Origin of the sequence: Aeromonas sp. S18(2024) (assembly GCF_041402525.1) — a bacterium.
Taxonomy (GTDB): Bacteria; Pseudomonadota; Gammaproteobacteria; order Enterobacterales; family Aeromonadaceae; genus Aeromonas; species Aeromonas enteropelogenes.
This window is the reverse complement of sequence record NZ_JBGLQV010000006.1, coordinates 207,654-232,489: the sequence shown is the minus strand read 5'-3', so window position 1 is coordinate 232,489 and position 24,836 is coordinate 207,654. Positions and strand designations below refer to the sequence as shown.

Genomic DNA, 24,836 nt, shown 5'->3' with positions numbered 1-24,836 from the left:
CAGGCTGACTTTATCAGCATCTGAACATGGAAAAGGGCGCCTTGTCGGCGCCCTTTGGCATTATGCAAACCGGCTGAACGCGGCTCGCGTCGCCAGCGTCATCAACCGGTGTTGCGCATCCCTGCGGCGATACCGGCGATGGTGACCATCAGCGCCTTGTCCAGCTCGGGGTGCAGGGTCTCCGGGTGGTTGCGGGAGCGGTTGAGCAGCTCGGCCTGCAGCACGTTGAGCGGGTCGGTATAGGGGTTGCGCAGCTTGATGGACTCCTTGATCCAGGGCTGATCCTCCAGCAGGTCCCCGCGCGGGCTCAGTTTCAGCACAACTTCGATGGATTCGGCGAGCTCCTGACGCAGCTGCTGGCCGAGGCCCCACAGCTCTTTGGGCACCAGACGGGTGTCATAATACTCGGCGAGCCAGGCGTCCGCCTTGAGGAACACCATCTCCAGCATCTCGAGACGGGTGCGGAAGAAGGGCCACTGGGCGCTCATCTCTGCCAGCACCTCGAGCTTGCCGCCATCGATGGCCTGTTGCAGCCCCTTGTGGGCACCGAGCCAGGCCGGCAGCATCAGGCGGTTCTGGGTCCAGGCGAAGATCCACGGAATGGCGCGCAGACTCTCGACGCCGCCGTTGGGCTTGCGCTTGGCCGGACGGGAACCGAGCGGCAGCTTGCCGAGCTCCATCTCCGGAGTAGCGGCACGGAAGTAGGGCACGAAGTCCGCATGACCGCGCACGATACTGCGGTAGTGTTCGCAGGAGTCGGCGGCCAGCTGCTCCATCACCTCGCGCCAGCACTCCTTGGGCTTGGGCGGCGGCAGCAGGTTCCCCTCCAGCACAGCGCTGGTGTAGAGCTCCAGGCTCTTGATGGCCACCTTGGGCAGGCCGAACTTGAAGCGGATCATCTCCCCCTGCTCTGTGGTTCGCAGTCCCCCGCGCAGGGATCCCGGCGGCTGGGAGAGAATGGCCTGGTGAGCCGGCGCGCCACCACGGCCGACGGTACCGCCGCGGCCATGGAACAGGGTGAGGCGAATGTTGTTGGCCTCGGCCAGCCCCACCAGAGACTCCATGGCGGCGTACTGGGCCCAGCCCGCGGCCATCATCCCCGCATCCTTGGCAGAGTCGGAGTAGCCGATCATCACGTACTGGCGACCCTGGATATAGCCGCGATACCAGTCCACCGACAGCAGGCGCGCCATCACGGCGGTGCCCGCCATCAGGTCATCCTGGGTCTCGAACAACGGGGCGACCGGCATGCGGAACTTGCAGCCAGCCTCTTTGAGCAGCAGTTGCACCGACAGCACATCGGACGGCGCACCGGCCATGGAGATGATGTAGATGCCGAACGCATCCGGGTCGTGGCCGGCGATCACCTGGCAGGTATCCAGAGTCTCGCGGGTCTCGGCACTCGGCTCCCAATCGTGGGGGATGAGCGGGCGGCGGGAGTTGAGCTCGCTCAGCAGGAAGGCCTGCTTGTCATCCTCGCTCCACTCGGCGTAGTCACCCATGCCCAGATAGCGGGTCAGTTCGGAGAAGACCTGGCCGTGGCGCTCGCCATCCTGACGGATGTCCAGCTTGACCAGATGGATGCCGAAGCAGGCGACCTTGCGCAGCACATCCAGCAGCATGCCGTCGGCGATGTTGCCCATGCCGCAGGCGTGCAGGGAGTGGTAGCAGAGCTCCAGCGGCTCGCGCAACTGAGCGGTAGTCTTGATGAGGTCGCGGCTCTCGCTCACCTGACCCTGCACCTTGGCGGTCAGGTGTTCCTTGGTTTCGCGCAGCGCCTCGCGCAGCTCGCGCACCAGGGCGCGGTAGGGCTCGGGATGATCCCCTACCCGCTCGCGCACGGCCTCGGTGCAGTCGGACATGGAAAGCTCGGAGGTGAGCTCCTTGATGTCCTTGTAGAACAGGCTTACCGCCATCCAGCGGCCCAGCTCCAGCACTTCGGCGGTCACCTTGGCGGTGACGAAGGGGTTGCCGTCGCGGTCACCGCCCATCCAGGAGGTGAACTTGACCGGCGCGGCATCCAGCGGCAGCCGCACACCCAGGTGATGTTGCAGCCGCTCGTCCAGATTGCGCATGAATTCGGGAATGGCCGGCCACAGGCTGTTTTCCACCACGGCAAAGCCCCACTTGGCTTCGTCCACCGGGGTCGGGCGCTGCTCGCGGATCTCGTTGGTGTGCCAGGCCTGATTGATCAGCTGTTCGATGCGATTGAGGATTTTGTCCCGCTCGCGGGGCAGCAGGTCGGAGAGCTCCAGCGCCTCCAGGCAGTCGTTAAGCTGCACATGCTTGTGGATCAGGGTGCGGCGGGTCACCTCGGTGGGGTGCGCAGTCAACACCAGATCGATATCCAGCTCGCGCACCGCCTGGATGATGGCCTCCTGCGACAGGTTGGAGGCTTTCAGCTTGTCGAACATCAACTCCAGCGGATCCGGGGTGCAGGTCTGCTCTTCGCAGCGACGGGAGATGGTGTGGAACTGTTCTGCCACGTTGGCCAGATTGAGGAACTGGCTGAAGGCGCGGGCCACCGGCAGCAGCTCGTCGTCGGAGAGGGTGCGCAGGGTATCGAGCAGACGTTCCCGATCGGCCTCATTGCCCTTGCGGGAGGACTTGGCCAGCTGGCGAATGGTTTCGATCTTGTCGAGGAAGGCCTGACCCTGATGATCCTTGATGGACTTGCCCAGCAGTTGACCCAGCATGCCTACGTTGGCGCGTAGTGCGGCGTACTTTTCGTTCATTCCACATCCTTATCTTGTTGGTGCCTGACACCCGTCCCGGGGTGCATGACAGCCTCACTTATTGTTGTGCGATTACAACATATGCTCCGTCATCTTAGGGTGACAATCTACCCAGATTGTCTGCGCAAGGTCAAATAACAGGCCGATTCAGAAGATGTATTTCCATCACCTCTCCAGGCGCGGCTTGTTATGTAACTTACTTACAAATGTTCTGCTCTTTGCGCCGTGCCCGTCACAGGCAAAAACGGCGGATCAGGTGCTGCAGCACCGCCGTGGTCGGCTTGACGAAGGAGAGGTCCAGATACTCGTCCGGCTGGTGCGCCTGGGCGATGTGGCCCGGACCCAGCACTATTGTCTGGCATCCCAACTGCTGGATAAAGGGGGCCTCGGTGCAGTAGTTCACGGATTCGGCGACCCGGCCGCTCGCCTTCTCGGCTTCGCGCACCAGCTCCGAGTCATCTGCGCAAGCATAGGCGGGGATGGGCTCGTGCAGGTGCTGCAGGTGCAGGCAGCCCGGCTGGTGGATCTCGATGGGGGAGAGCGCTTCTTTCAGCATCCCCATCAGCTCATCCGGCCCTACCTGCGGGGTGGGTCGCATGTCGATATGCAGCTCGCAGCAGCCGCAGATACGGTTCGGGCTGTCGCCCCCCTGGATGTAGCCGAGATTCAGGGTCGGCTGGGGCACCGCAAAGCGATGGTCGGCGTATTTCTCTTTCAGGCTGTGTTGCAGCTTGAGCACCTGGCCCATGGCCTGATGCATGATCTCCAGCGCATTGACGCCATTGGCGGGATCCGAGCTGTGGCCGCTCCTGCCTGTGATGCGGATCGCCTCCGACATATGCCCCTTGTGAGCCACCACAGGCACCAGCCCGGTGGGCTCACCGATCACCGCGTAGTCCGGCTTGAGCTCGGCCGCCGCCGCGATGGCGCGCGCGCCCGCCATGGTGGTCTCCTCATCGGCAGTCGCCAGAATGCGCAGTGGCTTGTCGAGAGTCTTGAGGTCTATCTCTTTCAGCGCTTCCACGATAAAGGCAAAGAAGCCCTTCATATCGATGGTACCAAGGCCATAGAGGCGGTTGCCCTCTTCAGTCACCTTGAAGGGATCCTTGCGCCAGCCTCCCTCATCGAATGGCACAGTGTCCGTGTGGCCCGCCAGCAGCAGCCCTCCTTCCCCCTGACCATAAGTCGCCACCAGGTTGAACTTGCCCGGCAGCTCAGGCAGGGCGGTGACCTCGCAGCGAAAGCCGAGCTGGGTGAACCAGTCCGCCAGCAGCCGGATCACCGCCTCGTTGCTCTGATCCCACTTGGGATCCGTGCTGCTGATGGAGGGAATCGCAATAATGTTCTTGTAGAGAGAAAAAAAATCCAGATTGGCCACCCGCTCCTCCTTGCGTCCCCGAAACGTTTCTGTTAGAAAATACAAATGCAATGTGAATGCATGAATATGCTGCAAGTTTAACAGGATACGCAGCCCACCGACAAAGGCTACTAGTTGTAAGGGAAAGTTAATGTTCTGTCACCTGATCTATAACCGACGACACAACCCCGCCTGAATTGCCCCTCCGCACCAGTTGCACCAAAGGGGCGATTGACCACCCCTTGCCTCGCAGCACCACGCTGTGAAATTCGAACTCTGACTTGGAATACTCAACAATGCTTAACACCGTTATCGTCGGTGCCAGTGGCTACGCGGGAGCCGAACTGGCCGCACTGGTCCAGAACCATCCACAACTCAAGCTGTTCGGGCTCTATGTCTCGGCCGGTAGCCAGGACGCCCACAAGCGTTTCTCCTCTCTGCATCCCCAGTGGGTCGGCAAGCTGGATCAGCCGCTGCTGCCGCTGGACGAGGATGGCATGACCCGGATCCTGACCCAGGCTGACCTGGTGCTGCTGGCCACCGCCCATGAGGTGAGCGCAGAGCTGGCGCCCAGGTTCCTGGCCAAGGGGCTGCCGGTGTTCGATCTCTCCGGCGCCTTCCGGGTCAAGGATCAGGATTTCTACGCCTCCTTCTACGGCTTCACCCACGACAGCCAGCAGTGGCTGGATCAGGCCGCCTACGGTCTGGCGGAGTGGAATGCACAGGCCATCCAGGCCGCCCAGCTTGTCGCCGTACCCGGCTGCTATCCGACCGCGTCCCTGTGCGCCCTCAAGCCGCTGCAGCAGGCCGGCCTCATCGCCAAGGGGTGGCAGCCCATCATCAATGCGGTCTCCGGGGTCTCCGGGGCCGGTCGCAAGGCGGCCATCAACACCAGCTTCTGCGAGGTGAGCCTCAATCCCTACGGCACCTTCAATCACAGGCACCAGCCGGAGATCAGCCACCACCTCGGCAAGGAGGTGCTGTTCCAGCCCCACCTTGGCAACTATGTGCGCGGCATCCTGGCCACCATCTATGTGCAGCTGGCGGACGGCGTGACGCCGGCCCAGGTGGATCAGGCCTACCTCAAAGCCTACGAAGGCAAGCCGCTGGTGCGCCTCACCGGCCAGATGCCCTCCATCCGCGGGGTGGCGGGTACCCCTTACTGCGACATCGCCTGGCAACAACAGGGCAACATGCTGGTGGTGGTCTCTGCCATCGACAACCTGCTCAAGGGTGCCGCCTCCCAGGCGATGCAGTGCATAAATATCAAATTCGGTTTCGACGCAGGCCAGGGCCTGATTTAAAGACTCAAGGAAGGATCGCAACGATGGACAAACAGACTCTGGTCATCAAGCTGGGCGGCGCCCTGATCGAGAACGACGAGGCGCTGACCGCCCTGTTCGCCACCCTCAAGACATTTCTGGACGAGCAGCACAGACCCCTGGTGCTGGTGCACGGCGGCGGCTGCCTGGTGGACGACCTGCTCAAGGGGCTGGGGCTCACCTCCAGCAAGAAGAACGGCCTGCGGGTGACCCCGTTCGATCAGATCCCCTTTATCGCCGGCGCGCTGGCGGGCACCGCCAACAAGATGATGATGGCCAAGGCCATCGCCACCGGCATCCCGGCGGTGGGGCTCTGCCTCGCCGATGGTGGTCTGTGCCAGGTGACCCAACTCGATCCGGATCTCGGCGCGGTTGGTGACTGCCAGCCGGGCAACCCGGCGCTGGTGGCCGGCATCCTGGGCCAGGGCTTCCTGCCGGTGGTGAGCTCCATCGGCATCACCGCCGATGGCCAGCTGATGAACGTCAACGCGGATCAGGCGGCCACCGCCATTGCCGAGGCCCTCGGCGCCGATCTGGTGATGCTCTCCGACGTGAGCGGCATCCTGGATGGCAAGGGCAAGCTGGTGCCCCAGCTGAACAAGGCCACCGCCCTCGATCTGATGGAGAAGGGCGTCATCGCCGACGGCATGGCGGTCAAGGTGAAGGCGGCCCTGCACGCCGCCGAGACCCTGGGCAAGCCGGTCTGTGTTGCCAGCTGGCGCTACCCGGATCAGCTGCTCAAGCTGCTGGCGGGCGGTGCGGTCGGCACCCAGGTTGCGATTTGAGATCAATGAAAAAGGACACTGCCATGAAACATCTTCTGAAAGACAGCGACCTGAACAAATCGCAAATCGAAGCGCTGATCGCGCTGGGCAAATCGGTCAAGGCCGATCCGAAAAAGTACGGCCAGGCACTGGCGGGCAAGAGCGTGGTCACCCTGTTCGAGAAGCCCTCCCTGCGCACCCGGGTCACCTTCGACATCGGCATCGCCAAGCTGGGCGGCCACAGCGTCTATTTGGACCAGCAGAACGGTGCGCTCGGCAAGCGCGAGTCGGTGAAGGATTTTGCCGCCAACCTGTCGCGTTGGTGTGACGCCATAGTCGCCCGGGTGTTCGATCACCAGACCCTGATCGAGCTGGCCGAACACGGCAGCGTGCCCGTGGTAAACAGCCTGTGCAACCTCTACCACCCCTGCCAGGGGCTGGCGGACTTCATGACCATCGCCGAGCACTACGACGATCTGTCCAAGGTGAAGCTGGCGTATCTCGGCGATGGCAACAACGTCAGCCACTCCCTGCTGCTGCTGGGGGCGACGCTCGGCACCGACGTCACCCTGATCTGCCCCAAAGGCCACGGCCCGGATACCCAGATCTTCCTGCAGGCCCAGGCACTGGCGGCCCAGTCAGGCGCGACCATCCACATCAGCGATGACGTGGCGGATATCGAAGGGTTCGACGTGGCCTACACCGATACCTGGGTGTCGATGGGCGACAGCACCCCGATGGAGCAGGTCACCGACCTCTTCATGCCCTACCAGATCAACCAGGCCCTGCTCGATCGCACCGGCATCCAGCACGTGCTGCACTGCCAGCCGGCGCACCGGGAGCTGGAGATCACCTCGCAAGTCATGGATGGCCCGGCCTCCCTCATCATGGATGAGGCGGAAAACCGGATGCATATCCAGAACGCCGTGCTGCTGACCCTGCTGGGCGGCCAGGCGTGCGGCAAATAACGGTCCTCAACCCGAATCACAACCCTTTATCGAATCATCACGGAGAGAAGTAAAATGAGTGGAATCAACAAGATAGTACTGGCTTACTCGGGCGGACTGGATACCTCGGCCATCATTCCCTGGCTCAAGGAGCATTATGACGCCGAGATCATCGCCTTCGTCGCCGACGTGGGTCAGGAGCGCGACGATCTGGAAGGGATCGAGCAGAAGGCCATCGCCTCCGGCGCCACCAAGTGCATCATCAAGGATCTGCGCGAAGAGTTCGTCAAAGAGTACGTCTACCCGACCCTGAAGACCGGCGCCGTCTACGAGGGCACCTACCTGCTGGGCACCTCCATGGCCCGTCCGGTGATCGCCAAGGCCATGGTCGAGGCCGCGCTGGCCGAGGGTGCCGACGCCATCTCCCACGGTTGCACCGGCAAGGGTAACGACCAGGTCCGTTTCGAAGGCGCAGTCGCCGCCCTGGCGCCCCAGCTGAAAGTGATCGCCCCCTGGCGTCTGTGGGACATGCGCTCCCGGGAAGATCTGCTGGCCTATCTGGAAGCCCGTCAGATCCCCTGCAAGGCGACCCTGAAGAAGATCTACAGCCGTGACGCCAACGCCTGGCACATCTCCACCGAGGGTGGCGAGCTGGAGAGCACCTGGAACGAGCCGTCCGAAGCCGTGTGGCAGTGGACCGTCTCTGCCGAGCAGGCCCCGGATCAGCCGGAATACGTCAAGCTGACCGTCGCCAAGGGCGAAGTGGTGGCCGTTGATGACCAGCCGCTCAGCCCGCACCAGATCCTGATGACCCTGAACGAGCGTGCCGGCAAGCACGGTGTGGGCCGCATCGACATCACCGAGAACCGGATGGTGGGCATGAAGTCCCGTGGCTGCTACGAGACCCCGGGTGGTACCGTCATGGTCGCCGCGCTGCGCGCCGTGGAAGAGCTGGTGCTGGACAGACCGACCCGCGCCTGGCGGGAAAAACTCGGTGCCGAGTTCTCCCACCTGGTCTATGACGGTCGCTGGTTCACCCCCCTGTGCAAGGCGATCCTCGCCTCCGCCAACGCCATCGCCGAGGATCTCGACGGGGAAGTGGTACTGAAGATGTACAAGGGCCAGGTCACCGCGACCCAGAAGAAGTCGCCCAACAGCCTCTACTCCGAAGACTTCGCCACCTTCGGCGCCGACGAGGTGTACGACCAGAGCCATGCCGACGGCTTTATCCGTCTCTACACCCTGGCCAGCCGGATCCGCGCCATGAAGGAGCAGCATCTGGCCATCGGTGGCGACCACACCCACGGTTGATCACCCGGTGTGACCCGCTGATACCGGTGAGGGGGCATGGCCCCCTCACCCATAAGTGGCGGGATGTGACCAACGCGGCAGCGCCCTGGCCGCGTCTGTGAGATAACGGGGCGGTTTGAATATGATGCTGAAGTATTTATCTCCCTTCTCCCCTTGCGGGAGAAGGGTCGGGGATGAGGGGGAATTGCCCTCACCCCAGCCCTCTCCCGGGGGAGAGGGAACGGGTTCGCAGTCACTTGATATGACGTGGCCAAAGGCTACCGCATCGATCTCGACCGCACAGTCATACGGACAAACATAAGGCACGATTTCAAGCTCGGGGGCCAGGCGCCGCCGACAACGCATTCAAGGAGAGCAGTATGGCACTTTGGGGTGGACGCTTCAGTCAGGGAGCCGATAGCCGGTTCAAGCAGTTCAACGATTCGCTGCGGTTCGATTACCGTCTGGCGGAGCAGGATATCCAGGGCTCCATGGCCTGGGCCCGCGCCCTGGTAAAAGTGGGCGTGTTGACCGAGGGCGAGCAGGCGCAGCTGCAACAGGCGATGGAAGTGCTACTCGCCTCGGTGCAGCAGGATCCCCAACAGATCCTGAGCTCGGATGCCGAAGACATCCACTCCTGGGTCGAGGGCAAGCTCATCACCGCGGTCGGCGATCTCGGCAAGAAGCTGCACACCGGCCGCTCGCGCAACGATCAGGTCGCCACCGACCTCAAACTCTGGTGCAAGGCGCAGGGTGAGCTGCTGGCCGCCTCCATCACCGCCCTGCAACAGGGGCTGGTAGCCTCCGCCCGGGCCAATCAGGCCGCCGTGCTGCCCGGTTACACCCATTTGCAGCGCGCCCAGCCGGTCACCTACGCCCACTGGGCGCTGGCCTATGTGGAGATGCTGGAGCGGGACCACTCCCGCCTGCAGGATGCCCTCAAGCGCCTCGACACCAGCCCGCTCGGCTGCGGCGCCCTGGCGGGCACCGCCTATGCCATCGACCGCGAGGCGCTGGCGCTGGACATGGGCTTTGCCGGCGCCACCCGCAACAGCCTGGATTCTGTGTCGGATCGGGATCACGTGGTGGAACTGATGCACGTGGCGTCCCTCTCCATGACCCACCTGTCGCGCTTTGCCGAAGATCTGATCTTCTACAACACAGGCGAGGCGGGCTTTGTCGAGCTCTCCGATGCGGTCACCTCCGGCTCGTCGCTGATGCCACAGAAGAAGAACCCGGATGCGCTGGAGCTGATCCGTGGTAAGACCGGCCGGGTCGTCGGCGCCCAGCTGGGCATGCTGATGAGCCTCAAGGCGCTGCCGCTGGCCTACAACAAGGACATGCAGGAAGACAAGGAGGGGCTGTTCGATGCACTCGATACCTGGCACGACTGCCTCGACATGGCGGCCCTGGTACTGATCGACCTGAAAGTGAATGGCGAGCGCACCATGACGGCAGCCCAGGGCGGCTACGCCAACGCCACCGAGCTCGCGGACTACCTGGTGGCCAAGGGGATCCCGTTTCGCGAGGCGCACCATATCGTCGGTGAAACCGTGGTCTACGCCATCAGCGTGCACAAGCCGCTGGAAGAGCTCTCCATCGGTGAGTTCCAGCGCTTCAGCCCGGTGATCGACTTCGACGTCTATCCCAATCTGGAGCTGGAAGCGACCCTGGCCAAGCGGGTTGCCAAGGGCGGTGTCGCCCGCGAGCAGATCGAATCGGCCCTTACCGCCGCCGAAGCCTGGCTGGCCAAACGCGCCTAAGCGCACAGGAACATCAAGAGAGGGCGTCAGCCCTCTTTTTTATGTCGGCTTATCAGCCTGTTTCGCTTGCCCCGAGGGCGCAAAGCGGGCATACCTCCCTGACCAGGCTGAATGGATCTCAGCGCCAACCAGAAGGAACCTGCATGTATCTGCCACCCCATTTCTCGGCCACCGACCCCAAGGCCTTGCATCAATTGATCCTGGCCCATCCGCTGGGCGCCCTGATCACCCATGGCGAACAGGGGCTCGATGCCAACCACCTGCCCTTCGAATTTGACGGTGAAGAGGGGGAGCACGGCGTCCTGCGCGCCCATGTGGCCCGCAACAACCCGCTCTGGCAGGAGGTCAAGGATGGCGGCGAGGTGCTGGTGATCTTCAAGGCCGCCGACGGCTATATCTCCCCCAACTGGTATCCGGGCAAGCAGGCGCACCATAAACAGGTGCCGACCTGGAACTACAGCGTGGTGCATGCCCACGGCCGCATCCGGGTGCGCGACGATGCCCGTTTCGTACGCCGTCTGCTGGCAAACCTGACCCGCCGCCACGAGGCCGGGGAGCCAGCGCCATGGAAGATGGCGGATGCCCCGCGAGACTATCTCGAGGCCATGGTGCAAGCCGTGGTCGGCATCGAGATCGAGATAGTGCGGCTGGTCGGCAAGTTCAAGCTGAGCCAGAACAAGGATGAGGGAGATCGCCTGGGTGCAGTCGAAGCCCTCCAGGTAAAGGGACTGACTGAGCTGGCCGGCGACATGGCAAGCCCGCCATCGCCTCTCGCATAACCCTTTGAGCAAAAACCAAAACGGCAACCATCAGGTTGCCGTTTTGTTTTATTTATCTAGGCTCACGCGCTGGCATTGAGCAGCCTGCCGACCCCCTCCCCCTTACCGTTGGGCAGGGTCTGTTTAAAGGCGGCAAGCAGCTGATCGAGGTTGAGGCTGTTTGCACCCAGGGAGCCCTTGAGGGTGTCGAGTTCGCTCTGCAGCGCATCGAGGCGGGTGCCCTGGGTGCCATTGGCGAGCTGGCTGCGGGCTGCGTCGATGGCATCCGGCAGGGACTGGCCACCGAACTCCTGCCCCAGGCTCTGCACCAGATCGCTCATAAAGTGGTTGATGGCGGGACGGTGTTGCTCGCTGTCGGCATCCTTGATGCCGAGCCGCTGGAACAGGCTCTGGACCGTGGGGGCCAGGCGCTCCGGCTGTGCGGCCTGCGGCGCCGCTTGCGTCTTGCCACTGCCGCTCAGCAACTGACTGCCGAGCTTGAGGGCAATTGAGGCGATGGGAAGCAGGGTACTGATCATCATGATATCTCTCCGCGGCGATGGCCCTGGGTGGTGTTGCCAAGAGAAGTGCATAAGCGGGGCCAACATGGCGAAAAAAACGCCGACCATGGCTAACGCCTTGAGCCGCCATCTGATTTACCGAGCCGCATCGACTCTTGAAGTGGGAAGCCCCCCCTCCCCGCAAGCCACCGGCGGCCAGAGGCTGCCGCCTGCGCGCCAAGCGGCAAGTGACTGCGGCAAGGCCGTTTGCCCCCTGCTCTCTGGCTCCTTGCGGCCATAAGAGGCAGCAGGCAGCCCCCTTTTATCGGCGCATTTATTAGGGAATCTTATTGGCATTAAGATGATGTCGATTTTCTTATCATCCCGCTTCCCGCAAGATGGCTCGCAGATCGGGTCCGCCCATCTTGGTATCTTGTGTCCCTTGTTCTCGGTGGCCCTGCCTCTCTTAATTCAAACACCTGTCCCGGAGTCCTTATGTCGTTGATAACACCCCTGATTGCCCCCGAAGTCACTCCCATCGCTCCCGGATTCAGAGCCCTCAGCATCACTGTGCAGGCGGCGGCCATCAGCGATCCCGACGTGGGCGCTCGTGCGCTGGACAGCGCCTTTGCCGCCATGGCGCGGGGGGATGCCCCATGGGCCGAGGCGCACCTTAGCGCCTGGGCGGACGTGTTCAGAAAATTTGGTGCCAAGCCGCAGCGCACCCCCTGCTCCGCCGAGGCGCTGAGGAAGCGGGTGGCCCGCGATGGCAGCCTGCCGAGCATCGACCCCATCGTCGATCTCTACAATGCCATCAGCATCGAGTACGCCATCCCGGTCGGCGGGGAGAACCTGGTCGCCTATCAGGGCATCCCCCGTCTGGTGGTGGCCGATGGCAGCGAGCTGTTCGACACCGTCAAGGGGGGTGAAACCGCCCACGAATCTCCCGAGCCGGGCGAGGTGGTCTGGCGGGATGACAAGGGCGTCACCTGCCGGCGCTGGAACTGGCGGCAGGGGGTGCGCACCCGCCTCAGCGTGGAGTCCAGCAAGATGTGGTTCATTCTGGAGAGCCTGCCCGAAATGCCGCTGGAAGCCCTCCATGAGGCCGGAGAGAAGCTGGTGGCCGGCATTCGCCAGATGATGCCGGGAGCCCTGATCGAACAGGTCCTGATTGGCGAGCAGGGCTGAGCCCCTTTCCCCCCTGATGACACAGGCAGGGGCTGAAATGCAAAGAGGCTCAGAAGAGCCTCTTTTTTTATGCCTTGCCCACTTAGCCGAGCAGCAGATAGAGCTGGTGCGCCGCCACCCCGGCGCACAGGCCGCCGACGGTGTGGGCCACGATGGCGCGAGAGGTGAGATGACGATAGCCGAGGGCATCCAGCATGGCAGTGTGGGTGCTCAAAAAGCCGCTCCAGCACATCCCCATGGCGGTGAACACGGCCACCTCGTTGCCGGTGATCCACCCCTTGGCGATAAAGGGGGGCACCAGCGACATGGCCGCGCCGACCGCGCCGAGGGAGGTGGCCGGGAAGGCGACCAGCTCCGGCTGCTGGAAGCCGAACAGCAGGTCAAACAGCCAGCCCGCCTTGGCCGCCAGCACAGGCAGCAGCGCCACCCCCTGGAAAGCCTCGCCGGTATAACCCTGCTCCCCCGGGCCGAAGGTCAGCAGCATCACGAAGGTGCTGATGATCAGCACCCCGGGGATCACCGCCATCCCGAGTTCGACGCCGGATTTGCCGCCATCGAGCAGGGAGTTGAGCACCCGCAGCCAGCCAGGCGCCGCCTCTTTGCGAAGGCCCGGCTTGGGACCATGGGTTCCCTCCAGACTCTCGGGCAGCACCTCGCCGACCAGCGGGCGGATCATCCGCTGCATCAGTCGGGTGGATACCACAGAACCCACCAGGGCCCCGAGCAGGCCGATCAGCGCCGCTGTGGCGGTGGATTCGCCGCCCGGCAGTTGCAGGGTGGCCATAAAGGTCACCACGATCAGCCCCATGCCGAAGGCGGTGCCGAAGTTGGTCAGCGATACCAGCTGCCAGGGGGTGAAGCCCTTGCGAAATCGGCTATCCCTGGCGAGGCTGATCACCGCCGGGTTGTCGGAGAAGAAAGTCATCAGGGCCGCCAGGGCGGTGCGACCCGGCAGGCGAAACACCGGCTTCATCAGGGGCGCCAGCAGCACCTCCAGCAGGCGGATCACCCCGAACTCGCTCAACAGCTGGCTCAGGGCACCGGAGAGCACTGTGATCCCCATGATAAAGAGCACGGTATTGAGCAGCAGCTGGTGCGCCGTGTTGAACAGGGTGTTCACCATGGCGGAAAGGCCCATCTCGCTACCCAGATAGCCAAACAGTCCCCCCAGGATCAGCAGAACCAGCACGGGTTCCAGCCAGCCACGAAGGGCGGCCAGCCGCCCCTTGGATTCGATAACTACATGATTTTCCATATCTATCCTGCGTTGTGTCTGTGCGTGTGTTGTTATGATGGCGTCAGGGCCCACGCCAAATGACAAGCCCCCGTCTTGCGACAAGGGCTCGCTGAACTGGCTCCTCCCGCCGGCCTTGCGCCTGCGGCCTATGCGCGGCCACCGTCACAGCCGACGGCGCGACTGGCTCGGCACAACCGGCTGAGCCGGGGAGGATAAATACGTTGGGGAATGGGTAAGCCAGAACGGCCAGCCCGCCATCGCACCGGACGGCGCTCAATCCCCGGCCGGCCAGCATTGAGGGGCGGGAGTATAACAACTGGGGTCAGTCAGTAAAAGAATCGGCGGCTGTGGGGGTATACACCTGCGTTGTAGTGTCATTAAGAACCATCCGTCACCATGACCTGTGCTTCATCATGGGATTACAAAGAACATCAAGTGATACAGTGAAGAGATGATCAATCCCAATAAACCAATCCAATGAATACTTTTTCCCTTGTTAAAGGGAGACACTGCGTCACCAAATAATATGAGTCCATATGACAAGAGAGGCAGATATTGGCTCAATCGCCCTAAATAGATAGAGCCGCCATCAATATCTGAAGGGAAAATATAATAGAGAACAAGATACAGAAGCATCAATGATGTTCCTGATACAAACCTCCGCTCATCAAACCTCCCCAAACCGGAGAAGAGGTAGATACCGGCGATAAGCACAGCCGCAAATAACATCATGATAAATATCTACCTCCGATTTGACCATCACATGGATAAATGATATCCATCTGGCTTCATTTATGTCCAATGTCGACAGGAGAGTATCATGGGCATAGCCACTTGTCCGATCAAAGAACTGACACTAAGTTCTCGTTCAATCGATGCGCTGGAGCAGATCGATCAACTGGTGGATAGCGCCAATCAACTGGCCTTCGCTGTTTCAGCAACACCGCTATATACAATTTTCAGCGATCCAAGAAGCGCCAAAGATGTGGTCTACAACATCAATGATTACGACTGGGAGTTATATGGCCAAGCGATGGAGGGGATCCCCAATATCCTGCGCCACAAGTTGAATCAAGTCGTTGAGCCCATGGCGTGGTCTTCAACGGGTAAAGAATCTCAATTTTGGAAATGTGTCCATGCCTCATACAACAAGTAAATTTGCCCTCCTGCTGCTCTTTGTCTGCCAAAGCAGCATGGCCTTGTCACTGCACGATCTGGATCCGGCGTTTGAACGCTGTGAGGTGATCAAGTCACAACACCGCTCCACACTACCCGAAAAAGGCGATCCATTCTGGTCATTGAAGAGAGAACAACAGGCCACCGTGCTTATTTATCTGCATGAAAAGAGCATGGAGCGCTGCACCGCAGCAGAGGTCGATGCGCTGGCACTCAAGGCATTTCATCAAGCAGTAGAGGGAGACCGCACCTTTCTCGACACCTTGATCAAGGCGAGAGCCACCACCCTAACGACAGCCCAGCAAAACCAGTTGCAGCAAATCGGCCAGGCAGAACTGGACAGGCTGGCAGGCATGAAGGAATTTGCTCAGCCATTCTCGTTAAGCGATTACCTCAAGCTACTTGGCAGCCCCGCGCCATGACAAGAGAAGTGGCACCGTAGCTCACTATGCCCGCATGGGTTATAAGACGCGGATCATCTCTAGCATGGACATCGGTAACGGCATCGCACGGCAAGCGGTCGCTCTGCTGCGTGACTTTGGTTTTCAACAGTTGGGTCTATTTCGGCTGGAGATCGTGATGGGAGTCGGTAACACCACCAGCGAAGCCGTTGCCATCGCTGCCGGGGCTACCTTTGAGTGTCGAGCGAGAAACCGCATATTCCTTCATGAACAGCCCCTTGATGCATATATCTATTCGCTTGTTTCCACAGATGAAACATGATGGCATCACTCGCCATCGAATAACGTTCTGCAATAGGGCATCTACCATCTTGCTGGATGGAGATTAATTCGCCCCACCTTGTCTTTTAGTGTGATACAAATAACATAATCACCAATATGCCGTTGATTTATAGTTTTTTTGGGATAGTTTTTTAATGGAAGGGGCGAGAGTTTAACTTTCTGCCGTTAATCTGCGGTGGTCATTTACATGTTTCTTTTTCCCGGTTGCACTCGTCACGGTTGCCACCGGCACATGGTAAAAGAGAAAGCATATTCGCCCCTTCTTCACCATTCTGGACTTTCCTATGACACAGCCAAATGCGACCTTTCTTTCACCCAGTGCAGTGAAACAACATCTTAAACCGGTCAAACCAACTTGCATTACGTGTTGTCATTCTACTGATGCCCTAGCCTTATTCTTGGGATTCCAGAATTATAATGAACTCCAAGAGTTAATTTATCCATCAGTAAATAATCTATATAGACCTTTTTATATAGATAAGAAAAATGGAGATAAAAGGCTGATTTCAGCGCCCAACAAAAAGTTAAAGTCAATTCAGAGAGCAATATCTCAATCCCTCAACAATGTTTACTCCCCTAGAAAATCAGCGCATGGATTCATTCAAGGAAAAAGCATATTAACAAATGCATCCATGCATGTTGGTAAAAAATTCGTTTTAAATATTGATCTGCTTGGGTTCTTTGACTCTTTGCATTTTGGTCGAGTGCGAAATTTATTTCAATCTTATCCATTAAATCTTGCACCACCTGTTGCAACAGTTTTAGCCCATATATGTTGCTTGAACGGAAAATTACCTCAGGGTGCTCCAACATCCCCTATAATTTCCAACATGATTGCATATAAGCTTGATAAAGATCTTCATCAGCTAGCTGCAAATAATCGCTCTACATATACAAGATATGTTGATGATATTACTTTTTCATTCACCCAGTCTAGACGCAGGCTTCCCAGAGATATCGCTACTGTATTAAAAGAGAATAACTTAAAGCTAGGTGAAAAACTTATCTCTATCATTGAAAAGAATGGATTTAAAATTAACAATGAAAAGTCCAGATGTTTCTCACAAAACTTCAGACAAGTTGTAACTGGTTTAGTTGTCAATGAAAGAGTCAATGTTTCGAGAGCCTTTATTCGCCAAACAAGGTCTATGATATACGCTTGGAAGAAATTTGGACTTGTTAATGCCGCATTAGAATATCTATCAAAATATCACGACAAATCTATTTTAGAAAAACATCAGATATTTATAAAAAATAATGAAGATCAGGGTTTTTTCTTTAGTGAAATTGTTTTCGGTAGGATTAATTTCATTGGCATGGTTCGAGGTAAAAGTGATCGCCTCTTTAGAGAAATCCTTTACTCATACACTGAGTGCATAGGAAAACCAAATAAATCGCTAATTAACACACCATTGGATAAAATTGGCGAGTCTATTTTCATCATTGAAAATGCGTTAGATGATTCTCAGGGAACTGGATTTCTACTTGATGGGATTGGATTAGTAACCAATCAGCATGTTGTTGATGGCATTGACAAAGATAACAGCGTGTTGCTTGAGATTTATCGTCATTTTGAGCAAGACAAAAAGCGTAAATCAAACTTTGATAAATCATGTCGTGCAAAAGATTTAGCCATTCTAAAACCAACAACAGATTTCAACGGAATAAAAAGACTTAAAGTTGGAGATGACTCAATTTTAAAAATAGGTTCAAAAGTAACTGTTATGGGTTTCCCTCAATATTCACCAGGAGAGACACCATATATTAATAGTGGAAAAATAGTACAATCCAAAATTTTGTTTGGAAACAATGTATGGCTACTTGACATTCCTGTAATTCATGGAAACAGCGGAGGCCCGGTACTAAATGAAAAGCTTGAAGTCATCGGTATTGCCTCTATAGGCTCTGCTAAACATGATCACTCGACAAAACTGCATGGTTTCATACCAATTTCAACGCTAATTAATTACGTAAATGAATAGATTCGTAGGATGCAGTGAACGAGGTGAATTGCACCTCTATATTCAAAAAAACGGTTTAATGCGATCTGATTATTGCACCCTACGATTCCCCTGAGGTAATGGCGGGCACGGTTTTGGTTCCCCCTCCAATCCGCCGAGGGGAAGGGGTAAGGTCAGGAGCGCCATCAGGGATGATGGCGAAGACGCAGCCGGCACAGGGATGTGCCGTCTGCGGCGGTCCGTCCGACCTTGCTCCTGACCCGAGGGAAACCGCGTAGCGGTCGGATTGGCGGGGGAAAAGACCTTTGGTGACTTTGGGTCTTTCCAAAGTCACTCGCCCCGGCCCGAAGGGCGGGCGAAACCCCGTCGAGGCCAGCGGCCTCGCGTCCTGCACGGCAAGGCCGTGCCATTCCCCCATCACACGGAGCGGACGATTACGCCTACCGGCTAATCGACCCTACGATTGCACGGCGCAGCCGTGCCTGCTTGCCACAGGCACGGAGTCTGGCTGGACGCCCGGATGCCACCGGCAAAGGGGGGCGTGACCGCCCCTATCGGCCCAAGAAGGGTTCCCAGTCCTTGAACACCGGCTGCAACCCGGCCTGGCGCACGGCGGCGGCCACCTCACCCACTGGCCTGTCGTCGTGGATGGCGAACTGCTCCAGCTCCTCCTCACCGCCGTCCGCATAGCCCCCCGGCTGGGTGCGCGACTCAGCCGACATCTGGGTGATGCCGAGGCGCACGGCGCCGTTGCGAAACGCCGGCGACTCCCGGGTCGAGAGGGACAAGTCCAGGGTCGGCGAGAAGAGGCGCCAGGCGCAGATTAGCTGGGCCAGCTGGCGATCCGACATGATGACGGAAGGCTCCAGTCCACCGGTGCAGGGGCGCAGGCGTGGGAAGGAGAGCGAGTAGCGGCTCTGCCAGTGGTGGCGCTCAAGCCAGGCGAGGTGCTCGGCGACGAAGTAGCTGTCGGCACGCCAGTCTGAGGAGAGACCGATCAGCGCCCCCAGCCCTATCTTGTCGATGCCGGCACGGCCAAGCCGATCCGGCGTGGCGAGACGCCATGCGATGTCCCGCTTGTTGCCGCGCAGGTGGTGGCGGGCATAGGTGGGGGCGTGGTAGGTCTCCTGATAGACCATGACGGAGTCGAGGCCGAGAGTCTTGAGCTCGGCGTATTCGTCTTGCGAGAGGGGCTGCACCTCCATCGCTACCGTGCTGAAGTGACGGCGGATGATGGGCATCACCTCGCGAAAATAGCCGAGCCCCACCTTGGTCTCGTGCTCGCCGGTCACCAGCAGCACGCTGTCAAAGCCGCGCGCCTTGATGGCCAGACACTCGCGCTCAATCTCCTCGCTATTCAAGGTCTTGCGCTTGAGGCGATTGCTCATGGAGAAGCCGCAGTAGGTGCAATCGTTGGCGCACAGGTTCGACAGATAGAGCGGCACATAGAAGCCGATGGTGTTGCCAAAGCGCTGGCGGGTCAGCCGCTCGGCCTCGGCCGCCATCCGGGGCAGGTAGGCCTCGGCAGCCGGGGAGAGCAGCGCCATAAAGTCATCCAGGCTGCGGCGCGAACTGGCAAGCGCCCGCTCCACGTCCGCGGCGGTCTTGGCGCGCACCTGCATCCCCACATCGTCCCACTCCAGCGCCTGCCATCTATCGAGAAAACTCACGCCCTCGATGGGGTCGAAGTGCACGCTCATAGGGCCCCCAGAAAATCGGTGAGCGGGCTGGAGGCTTGCGCCTGCAGGGCGCGGGCGCCGAGACCGGCTTCATAGGCGCTACGGCCTGCCTCACAGGCCAGCGCGAAGGCGCGGCCCATGGCGACCGGGTCGCCGCTCACCGCGATGGCGGTGTTGACCAGCACGGCATCGGCGCCGAGCTCAAAGGCGGCGGCCGCGTGGCTAGGCGCACCGATCCCTGCATCCACCACCACGGGCACATTGGCCTGCTCGACGATGATGGAGAGAAACTCCCGGGTCACCAGCCCCTGATTGGAACCGATAGGGGCGCCGAGCGGCATCACGGCGGCGCAGCCCACCTCTTCCAGCCGTTTGCACAGCACGGGGTCGGCACCGCAGTAGGGCAGCACCACAAAACCCTCTTTCACCAGCTGCTCGGCGGCTTTCAGCGTCTCGATGGGATCGGGCAGCAGATAGCGCGGGTCGGGGTGGATCTCGAGCTTCAGCCAGTTCGTCCCCAGCGCCTCGCGGGCCAGGTGGGCGGCAAACACCGCCTCGGCGGCGGTCTTGGCGCCGGAGGTGTTGGGCAACAGCTTGACCCCGAGTTCCAGCAAGGGGCTCAGGATATCGTCGTGAGCCTTGCCCGGTTCGAGCCGCTTGATGGCCATGGTGACGAGCTGGGAGCCACTTGCCTCGATAGCGGCGGCCATCAGATCCGGGCGGGCAAACTTGCCGGTGCCGGTAAAGAGGCGCGAGGAGAAGGTGTGATCGGCAATCTTGAGCATGTCAGCCTCCCGCAATGGCGGTGAAGAGGTGGAGTTCGTCCCCGTCATTGAGACGGGTCTCGGCCCAGCGGCCACGTGGCAGCACGGCGCCGTTAAGGGCCACCGCCACCCCCTGGGGATGGACGTCCTGGGCGGCCAGCAGGTCGGCCACGCTCTGCCCTGCCGCCAGCGGCTGGGCTTTATCGTTGAGTCGAATAGTCAAGGTCATGGGGTGATTTCCTTGTGCGGCCCGCAAACCGGACAGTCGGGGTCGGGAGCCAGAGTGAGGGTCTGCCACTGATGGGTCAAAGCATCGAAACGGCGCAATGTGCTGGCGACCGGGCTTGGCATCCCGAGCAGCAGTTTCAGCGCCTCCAGCGCCTGCAAAGAGCCCATCACCCCGACCAGCGGGCCGGTGACACCGCTGGTCTCGCAGCTCTGGCTCACCTTGGTATCCTGCGGATAGAGGCAGGCGTAGCAGGCGTGATCGCTGTTTACTCGTGCCATAAGCTGTCCCTGCCAGCCCACCGCGGCGGCGGAGATCCAGGGTTTGCCCTGAGCCACACAGGCGGCGTTGATGGCCTGGCGGGTGGCCAGGTTGTCGCAGCAGTCGACAACCAGATCCACCTCTTCCACAAAACCGGGCAGGCTGGCGGCATCGAGCCGCTGGTTGATGGCGATCAGTTCCACCAGCGGGTTGTGGGCGGCCAAACGCTCGCGGGCCAGCTCCGCCTTGGAGTGGTTGACCGCCTCGGAGTCGAACAGGATCTGGCGCGGCAAATTGCTGGAATCCACCGTATCGCCATCGGCCAGCCACAAGGTGCCGACCCCGGCCCCGGCCAGATAGAGGGCGAGCGGCGAGCCGAGCCCGCCCAGGCCCACGATCAGCACGGACTTATCTTTGAGCCGCGCCTGACCCGCCTCCCCCACTTCCGCCAGCATCAGCTGTCGGCCGTATCTGAGATACTCTTTGTCACTAAGAGATGCGGCATCAGAGCGCATGTTCCACCTCCCGCATCACACAGGCCGAACGTGGCTCGTCCCCCGCCCCCACGGCGGCGAGCAGCCGCTCGGTCGCCCCCTGCCAGTCGTCGCTGGCGGTGATGGCCGAGACCAGGGCGATGCTCCCAACCCCGCTTGCCTTGACCGCCGCCACCCGCTCCTCGCTGATGCCGCCGATGGCGACCGTCGGCCAATCCGTCATCAGGGCGCGGTAGTGATGCAGCCGCTCCAGCCCCTGGGGGCGCGAAGGCATGGCCTTGGTGTTGGTCGGGAAGATATGGCCGAGCGCGATATAGGAGGGCGCGAGCTCGCGGGCGCGCATCAGCTCGAAGTAGCCGTGGGTGGAGATGCCAAGGCGCAGCCCGGCCGCCTGAATGGCGGCGAGATCGGCGGTCTCCATATCCTCCTGCCCCAGGTGCACGCCCCAGGCGCCCGCCTCGATGGCCTGCTGCCAGTAGTCGTTGATAAAGAGCCGCGCCCCATGGCGGCGACCAAGCGCTACCGCATCGCGAATGGCCGGCGCCACCTGGGCGGCGGGCAGGTCCTTGATGCGCAGCTGGATGGTCTTGACCCCGGCCCCCAGCAGGCGCTTGAGCCACTTGACCGAATCCACCACCGGATAGAGGCCGAGATAGTGTTCGGTCGCGGCGAAGGGGCCCTGCGGCAAGCGGGCGCTGCTCGTCTCATACAGGCCGAAGCGGCGATCAAGGGTTGAGCCCGCCAATACGGCACGGGGGAAGTGGGCAAGATCGGCTGGCCAGCCCAGATGGGCGATGGGGCCGGGGCCTGCCCCCACTCCCTGCGCCGCCGCCAAGCCCTGTTGCAGGTAGGCGCGCGCCAGGGTGATGGCGTCTTCCACCGGGTAGTCCTGTGCCACCACAGCGGCGATGGCGCTGGCGTAGCTGCAGCCGGTGCCGTGGCCATGGCGGGTATCGAGGCGCGGCGCGGCAAGCCAGAATTCGCGGGTCTCGTCCTGGTAGTAGTCGAGGCAGAGATCCCCGCCCCACGCAAGGTGGCCCCCCTTCACCAGCACGGCGCGGGCGCCGAGTTCGCGCAGCCGCCGTGCGGCGAGGCGCACCAGCTCGGGGCTGGTGGCGGGCAGGCCGGTCAGGGCTTCCAGCTCGGGACCATTGGGGGTGATGAGCGACAGACGTGGCAGCAGGTGCTCGCGCACCGCCGCCAGCATGCCGGGCTCGGCCATGGGGGTGCCGGTGCTGGCAATGGCCACCGGGTCGTAGACCACAAAGGGGGCCGGGTTGGCCGCCAGCCGGCGGGCCAGCACCTCCACGTGCAGCCGGGTCGGCAGCAGGCCGACCTTGATAGCGGCGGGTGGCAGATCCAGCCCCAGGGCGTCGATCTGGGCGGTGAAGGTCTGCATCAACACGGGGTCGACCATCTTCACCGCCACCGAGTTCTGGGCCGTGATGGCGGAGATGACGGAGCAGCCGTGCACGCCGAGATCGTGCAGGGTGTGCAAGTCGGCCTGAATGCCGGCGCCGCCGCCGGAGTCTGATCCCGCGATGGTCCAGACCACGGGACGGGCCTGCATCACGGCGGGCAGGTCGGCGGGGCTGACAGCCCCGCGCTCCCTGTTCACGCCTCCTCCCCTGCGGCCTGCTTCAGGGTCGCCGCCTGGTGGTAGATCTCGCCGCCGGTCTCCTTGAAGGTCTCGGCCATCCGCGCCATGCCGCTCTCCACCTCGGCGACGACCCGCTCCTGCTGACCGTCCATGCCGACCAGCTTTATCTCTACGGCTTCCAGCTTGGCGGCGTAGTCGCGCACGTCCTGGGTGATCTTCATGGAGCAGAACTTGGGGCCACACATGGAGCAGAAGTGCGCCACCTTGCCGGACTCCTGGGGCAGGGTCTCGTCGTGGTAGGCGCGGGCGGTGTCGGGATCCAGCGCCAGGTTGAACTGATCCTCCCAGCGGAACTCGAAGCGCGCCTTGGACATGGCGTTGTCGCGGATCTGAGCGCCCGGGTGGCCCTTGGCAAGGTCAGCGGCGTGGGCGGCGATCTTGTAGGTGATGAGCCCCTGCTTCACGTCCTCCTTGTTCGGCAGGCCCAGGTGCTCCTTGGGGGTCACGTAGCAGAGCATGGCGCAGCCGTACCAGCCGATGAGCGCGGCGCCGATGCCGGAGGTGAAGTGATCGTAACCCGGCGCGATGTCGGTGGTGAGCGGGCCCAGGGTGTAGAACGGCGCCTCGTGGCAGTGCTCCAGCTGCTCGGTCATGTTGCGCTCGATCATGTGCATGGGCACGTGGCCGGGGCCCTCGATCATCACCTGCACGTCGTATTCCCAGGCAATCTTGGTGAGCTCGCCCAGGGTGCGCAGTTCGGCGAACTGGGCCTCGTCGTTGGCGTCGTAGACAGAGCCCGGGCGCAGGCCGTCACCCAGCGACAGACTGACGTCGTAGGCGGCGCAGATCTCGCAGATCTCGCGGAAGTGTTCGTAGAGGAAGTTCTCTTTGTGGTGGGACAGGCACCACTTGGCCATGATGCTGCCACCGCGGGAGACGATGCCGGTGAGGCGCTTGGCGGTCATGGGCACGAAGCGCAGCAGCACGCCTGCGTGGATGGTGAAGTAATCCACACCCTGCTCGGCCTGTTCGAGCAGGGTGTCACGGAACAGCTCCCAGGTGAGATCCTCGGCGATGCCGCCCGTCTTCTCCAGCGCCTGGTAGATGGGCACTGTCCCGATGGGCACCGGACTGTTGCGCAGGATCCACTCGCGGGTCTCGTGGATGTAGCGGCCGGTGGAGAGATCCATCACTGTGTCGGCGCCCCAGCGGGTGGACCACACCAGCTTCTCCACTTCCTCTTCGATGCTGGAAGTGACCGCCGAGTTGCCGATGTTGGCGTTGATCTTCACCAGGAAGTTGCGGCCGATGATCATGGGCTCGGCTTCCGGGTGGTTGATGTTGCAGGGGATGATGGCGCGGCCGGCAGCCACTTCATCGCGCACGAACTCGGGGGTGATGTTTTCGGGCAACCTAGCGCCAAAGCCCTGGCCCGGATGCTGGGTGCGCAAGAGCTCGGAGCGCACCCGCTCGCGGCCCATGTTCTCGCGCAGGGCGATAAATTCCATCTCGGGGGTGACGATGCCGGCGCGGGCGTAGTGCAGCTGGGTCACCCGGCGACCCGGCTTGGCGCGGCGGGCGCTCGGCAAGTGCTCGAAGCGCAGGTGATCCAGCCCCTCGTCGGCCAGGCGCTCCTGGGTGAAGACGGAACTCAGGCCCTCCAGCGCCTCGGTGTCAGCGCGCTCCAGCACCCAGTTTTCACGCAGGCGCGGCAGGCCGCGGCGCACGTCGATGGGGGCAGCCTCTTCCCCATAGAGGCCCGAGGTGTCGTAAACCGGTACCGGCTCGTTTGGTTCGAACTGGGGATCCTCCTTGGTGCCGCCGACGAAGGTGTCGGCCAGCTGGATCTCCCGCAGGGGCACCCGGATGTCGGGGCGGGAACCTTCAATAAAGATGCGGCGGGAGTTGGGGTGGGCCATCCCCTTGAGGTTGTCGATAAAGGTCTGGGCGCTGGAGCGCTGCTCGCGGCGGCTGGATTTGGTGGTATCAGAAACATTGGTAGACATAGCAAAACTCACATTAACTGGTTGAAGTTATGGGTGTTTGCTTGTCTGGAGTTCGAGGAGAAGAT

The 24,836-nt window shown here is 61.1% G+C and carries 21 protein-coding genes and 1 pseudogene; 11 read left to right on the top strand and 11 right to left on the bottom strand.

All coding sequences use genetic code 11. The annotated features are described in order from the left end of the window. Positions 1 to 101: 101 nt before the first annotated feature. Entirely contained in the window at positions 102 to 2,735 is a 2,634-nt protein-coding gene (gene ppc / locus ACB034_RS12495; protein ID WP_371172951.1) for a phosphoenolpyruvate carboxylase, read from the bottom strand. A gap of 232 nt (positions 2,736 to 2,967) precedes the next feature. Beyond that, positions 2,968 to 4,113: an acetylornithine deacetylase gene (gene argE / locus ACB034_RS12490; protein WP_371172950.1), complete on the bottom strand. Its 1,146-nt coding sequence runs from the start codon at positions 4,111 to 4,113 to the stop codon at positions 2,968 to 2,970. A gap of 275 nt (positions 4,114 to 4,388) precedes the next feature. On the opposite strand from argE, the gene argC reads away from it, so the two are divergent. From argC to ACB034_RS12460, 6 genes are all read left to right on the top strand, one after another. Continuing rightward, positions 4,389 to 5,396, top strand: a complete 1,008-nt coding sequence (gene argC, locus ACB034_RS12485) for an N-acetyl-gamma-glutamyl-phosphate reductase (protein WP_371172949.1) — start codon at positions 4,389 to 4,391, stop codon at positions 5,394 to 5,396. A 23-nt stretch (positions 5,397 to 5,419) separates the two neighbouring features. Continuing rightward, positions 5,420 to 6,199, top strand: coding sequence for an acetylglutamate kinase (gene argB, locus ACB034_RS12480; protein ID WP_201941534.1), 780 nt, complete (start codon positions 5,420 to 5,422; stop codon positions 6,197 to 6,199). A 23-nt stretch (positions 6,200 to 6,222) separates the two neighbouring features. Then, positions 6,223 to 7,146, top strand: a complete 924-nt coding sequence (locus tag ACB034_RS12475) for an ornithine carbamoyltransferase (RefSeq protein WP_354688527.1) — start codon at positions 6,223 to 6,225, stop codon at positions 7,144 to 7,146. Positions 7,147 to 7,200: 54 nt separating this feature from the next. After that, the gene (locus ACB034_RS12470) at positions 7,201 to 8,436 is read left to right on the top strand and encodes an argininosuccinate synthase (RefSeq protein ID WP_216993594.1); all 1,236 of its coding nucleotides are present in this window, start codon (positions 7,201 to 7,203) and stop codon (positions 8,434 to 8,436) included. 359 nt (positions 8,437 to 8,795) lie between these two features. Beyond that, positions 8,796 to 10,178, top strand: a complete 1,383-nt coding sequence (argH, locus tag ACB034_RS12465; RefSeq protein ID WP_371172948.1) for an argininosuccinate lyase — start codon at positions 8,796 to 8,798, stop codon at positions 10,176 to 10,178. A gap of 143 nt (positions 10,179 to 10,321) precedes the next feature. Next, positions 10,322 to 10,957 (top strand): FMN-binding negative transcriptional regulator, encoded by a 636-nt coding sequence (locus ACB034_RS12460; protein ID WP_371172947.1) that lies wholly within the window; start codon positions 10,322 to 10,324, stop codon positions 10,955 to 10,957. Positions 10,958 to 11,019: 62 nt separating this feature from the next. Here the strand turns inward: ACB034_RS12460 and ACB034_RS12455 are convergent, their stop codons facing one another. Then, positions 11,020 to 11,475, bottom strand: coding sequence for a hypothetical protein (locus ACB034_RS12455; protein WP_371172966.1), 456 nt, complete (start codon positions 11,473 to 11,475; stop codon positions 11,020 to 11,022). Between the two features lie 456 nt (positions 11,476 to 11,931). On the opposite strand from ACB034_RS12455, the gene ACB034_RS12450 reads away from it, so the two are divergent. After that, positions 11,932 to 12,624, top strand: a complete 693-nt coding sequence (locus ACB034_RS12450) for a B3/4 domain-containing protein (RefSeq protein ID WP_201980405.1) — start codon at positions 11,932 to 11,934, stop codon at positions 12,622 to 12,624. Between the two features lie 82 nt (positions 12,625 to 12,706). Here the strand turns inward: ACB034_RS12450 and ACB034_RS12445 are convergent, their stop codons facing one another. Together ACB034_RS12445 and ACB034_RS12440 are read right to left on the bottom strand one after the other, a co-directional pair. Further along, the gene (locus ACB034_RS12445) at positions 12,707 to 13,879 is read right to left on the bottom strand and encodes a nucleoside recognition domain-containing protein (protein WP_342017539.1); all 1,173 of its coding nucleotides are present in this window, start codon (positions 13,877 to 13,879) and stop codon (positions 12,707 to 12,709) included. Between the two features lie 393 nt (positions 13,880 to 14,272). Further along, positions 14,273 to 14,593: a hypothetical protein gene (locus tag ACB034_RS12440; protein ID WP_371172946.1), complete on the bottom strand. Its 321-nt coding sequence runs from the start codon at positions 14,591 to 14,593 to the stop codon at positions 14,273 to 14,275. An 88-nt stretch (positions 14,594 to 14,681) separates the two neighbouring features. Between ACB034_RS12440 and ACB034_RS12435 the strand changes: the two genes are divergently transcribed. From ACB034_RS12435 to ACB034_RS12420, 4 genes and pseudogenes are all read left to right on the top strand, one after another. Continuing rightward, a complete protein-coding gene (locus tag ACB034_RS12435) occupies positions 14,682 to 15,017 on the top strand; it encodes a hypothetical protein (RefSeq protein WP_042070764.1) in 336 nt (111 codons plus the stop codon). After that, positions 14,998 to 15,459 (top strand): hypothetical protein, encoded by a 462-nt coding sequence (locus tag ACB034_RS12430; protein WP_371172945.1) that lies wholly within the window; start codon positions 14,998 to 15,000, stop codon positions 15,457 to 15,459. The genes ACB034_RS12435 and ACB034_RS12430 overlap by 20 nt, the downstream gene beginning before the upstream one ends. A 73-nt stretch (positions 15,460 to 15,532) precedes the next feature. After that, positions 15,533 to 15,760 (top strand): annotated as a pseudogene (locus tag ACB034_RS12425) (GNAT family N-acetyltransferase); the annotation flags it as partial. A 304-nt stretch (positions 15,761 to 16,064) separates the two neighbouring features. After that, the gene (locus ACB034_RS12420) at positions 16,065 to 17,762 is read left to right on the top strand and encodes a reverse transcriptase domain-containing protein (protein ID WP_371172944.1); all 1,698 of its coding nucleotides are present in this window, start codon (positions 16,065 to 16,067) and stop codon (positions 17,760 to 17,762) included. Positions 17,763 to 18,292: 530 nt separating this feature from the next. Here ACB034_RS12420 and thiH read toward each other — a convergent pair. Genes thiH through thiC form a run of 6 tightly spaced genes read right to left on the bottom strand, consistent with a single transcriptional unit; the run spans position 18,293 to position 24,771 of the window. Continuing rightward, the gene (gene thiH, locus ACB034_RS12415) at positions 18,293 to 19,441 is read right to left on the bottom strand and encodes a 2-iminoacetate synthase ThiH (protein WP_371172943.1); all 1,149 of its coding nucleotides are present in this window, start codon (positions 19,439 to 19,441) and stop codon (positions 18,293 to 18,295) included. Next, the gene (locus ACB034_RS12410) at positions 19,438 to 20,205 is read right to left on the bottom strand and encodes a thiazole synthase (protein ID WP_371172942.1); all 768 of its coding nucleotides are present in this window, start codon (positions 20,203 to 20,205) and stop codon (positions 19,438 to 19,440) included. The genes thiH and ACB034_RS12410 overlap by 4 nt, the downstream gene beginning before the upstream one ends. 1 nt (position 20,206) lies before the next feature. Next, on the bottom strand, positions 20,207 to 20,413 hold the full coding sequence (thiS, locus tag ACB034_RS12405) for a sulfur carrier protein ThiS (protein WP_042009043.1): 207 nt from the start codon (positions 20,411 to 20,413) through the stop codon (positions 20,207 to 20,209). Next, positions 20,410 to 21,186, bottom strand: coding sequence for a ThiF family adenylyltransferase (locus ACB034_RS12400; protein ID WP_371172941.1), 777 nt, complete (start codon positions 21,184 to 21,186; stop codon positions 20,410 to 20,412). Before ACB034_RS12400 ends, thiS begins: the two co-directional genes overlap by 4 nt. Next, positions 21,176 to 22,783 (bottom strand): thiamine phosphate synthase, encoded by a 1,608-nt coding sequence (gene thiE, locus ACB034_RS12395; RefSeq protein ID WP_371172940.1) that lies wholly within the window; start codon positions 22,781 to 22,783, stop codon positions 21,176 to 21,178. The genes ACB034_RS12400 and thiE overlap by 11 nt, the downstream gene beginning before the upstream one ends. Then, positions 22,780 to 24,771: a phosphomethylpyrimidine synthase ThiC gene (gene thiC, locus ACB034_RS12390; RefSeq protein ID WP_371172939.1), complete on the bottom strand. Its 1,992-nt coding sequence runs from the start codon at positions 24,769 to 24,771 to the stop codon at positions 22,780 to 22,782. Before thiC ends, thiE begins: the two co-directional genes overlap by 4 nt. Positions 24,772 to 24,836: the final 65 nt, after the last annotated feature.

What these genes read in the sequence shown, in the direction of transcription:
- ppc (WP_371172951.1), bottom strand. Translation starts at nt 2,735, where the DNA reads ATGAACGAAAAGTACGCCGCACTACGCGCCAACGTAGGCATGCTGGGT.
- argC (WP_371172949.1), top strand. Translation starts at nt 4,389, where the DNA reads ATGCTTAACACCGTTATCGTCGGTGCCAGTGGCTACGCGGGAGCCGAA.
- argB (WP_201941534.1), top strand. Translation starts at nt 5,420, where the DNA reads ATGGACAAACAGACTCTGGTCATCAAGCTGGGCGGCGCCCTGATCGAG.
- ACB034_RS12475 (WP_354688527.1), top strand. Translation starts at nt 6,223, where the DNA reads ATGAAACATCTTCTGAAAGACAGCGACCTGAACAAATCGCAAATCGAA.
- ACB034_RS12470 (WP_216993594.1), top strand. Translation starts at nt 7,201, where the DNA reads ATGAGTGGAATCAACAAGATAGTACTGGCTTACTCGGGCGGACTGGAT.
- argH (WP_371172948.1), top strand. Translation starts at nt 8,796, where the DNA reads ATGGCACTTTGGGGTGGACGCTTCAGTCAGGGAGCCGATAGCCGGTTC.
- ACB034_RS12460 (WP_371172947.1), top strand. Translation starts at nt 10,322, where the DNA reads ATGTATCTGCCACCCCATTTCTCGGCCACCGACCCCAAGGCCTTGCAT.
- ACB034_RS12455 (WP_371172966.1), bottom strand. Translation starts at nt 11,475, where the DNA reads ATGATCAGTACCCTGCTTCCCATCGCCTCAATTGCCCTCAAGCTCGGC.
- ACB034_RS12450 (WP_201980405.1), top strand. Translation starts at nt 11,932, where the DNA reads ATGTCGTTGATAACACCCCTGATTGCCCCCGAAGTCACTCCCATCGCT.
- ACB034_RS12445 (WP_342017539.1), bottom strand. Translation starts at nt 13,879, where the DNA reads ATGGAAAATCATGTAGTTATCGAATCCAAGGGGCGGCTGGCCGCCCTT.
- ACB034_RS12440 (WP_371172946.1), bottom strand. Translation starts at nt 14,593, where the DNA reads ATGATGTTATTTGCGGCTGTGCTTATCGCCGGTATCTACCTCTTCTCC.
- ACB034_RS12435 (WP_042070764.1), top strand. Translation starts at nt 14,682, where the DNA reads ATGGGCATAGCCACTTGTCCGATCAAAGAACTGACACTAAGTTCTCGT.
- ACB034_RS12430 (WP_371172945.1), top strand. Translation starts at nt 14,998, where the DNA reads ATGCCTCATACAACAAGTAAATTTGCCCTCCTGCTGCTCTTTGTCTGC.
- ACB034_RS12420 (WP_371172944.1), top strand. Translation starts at nt 16,065, where the DNA reads ATGACACAGCCAAATGCGACCTTTCTTTCACCCAGTGCAGTGAAACAA.
- thiH (WP_371172943.1), bottom strand. Translation starts at nt 19,441, where the DNA reads ATGAGCGTGCACTTCGACCCCATCGAGGGCGTGAGTTTTCTCGATAGA.
- ACB034_RS12410 (WP_371172942.1), bottom strand. Translation starts at nt 20,205, where the DNA reads ATGCTCAAGATTGCCGATCACACCTTCTCCTCGCGCCTCTTTACCGGC.
- thiS (WP_042009043.1), bottom strand. Translation starts at nt 20,413, where the DNA reads ATGACCTTGACTATTCGACTCAACGATAAAGCCCAGCCGCTGGCGGCA.
- ACB034_RS12400 (WP_371172941.1), bottom strand. Translation starts at nt 21,186, where the DNA reads ATGCGCTCTGATGCCGCATCTCTTAGTGACAAAGAGTATCTCAGATAC.
- thiC (WP_371172939.1), bottom strand. Translation starts at nt 24,771, where the DNA reads ATGTCTACCAATGTTTCTGATACCACCAAATCCAGCCGCCGCGAGCAG.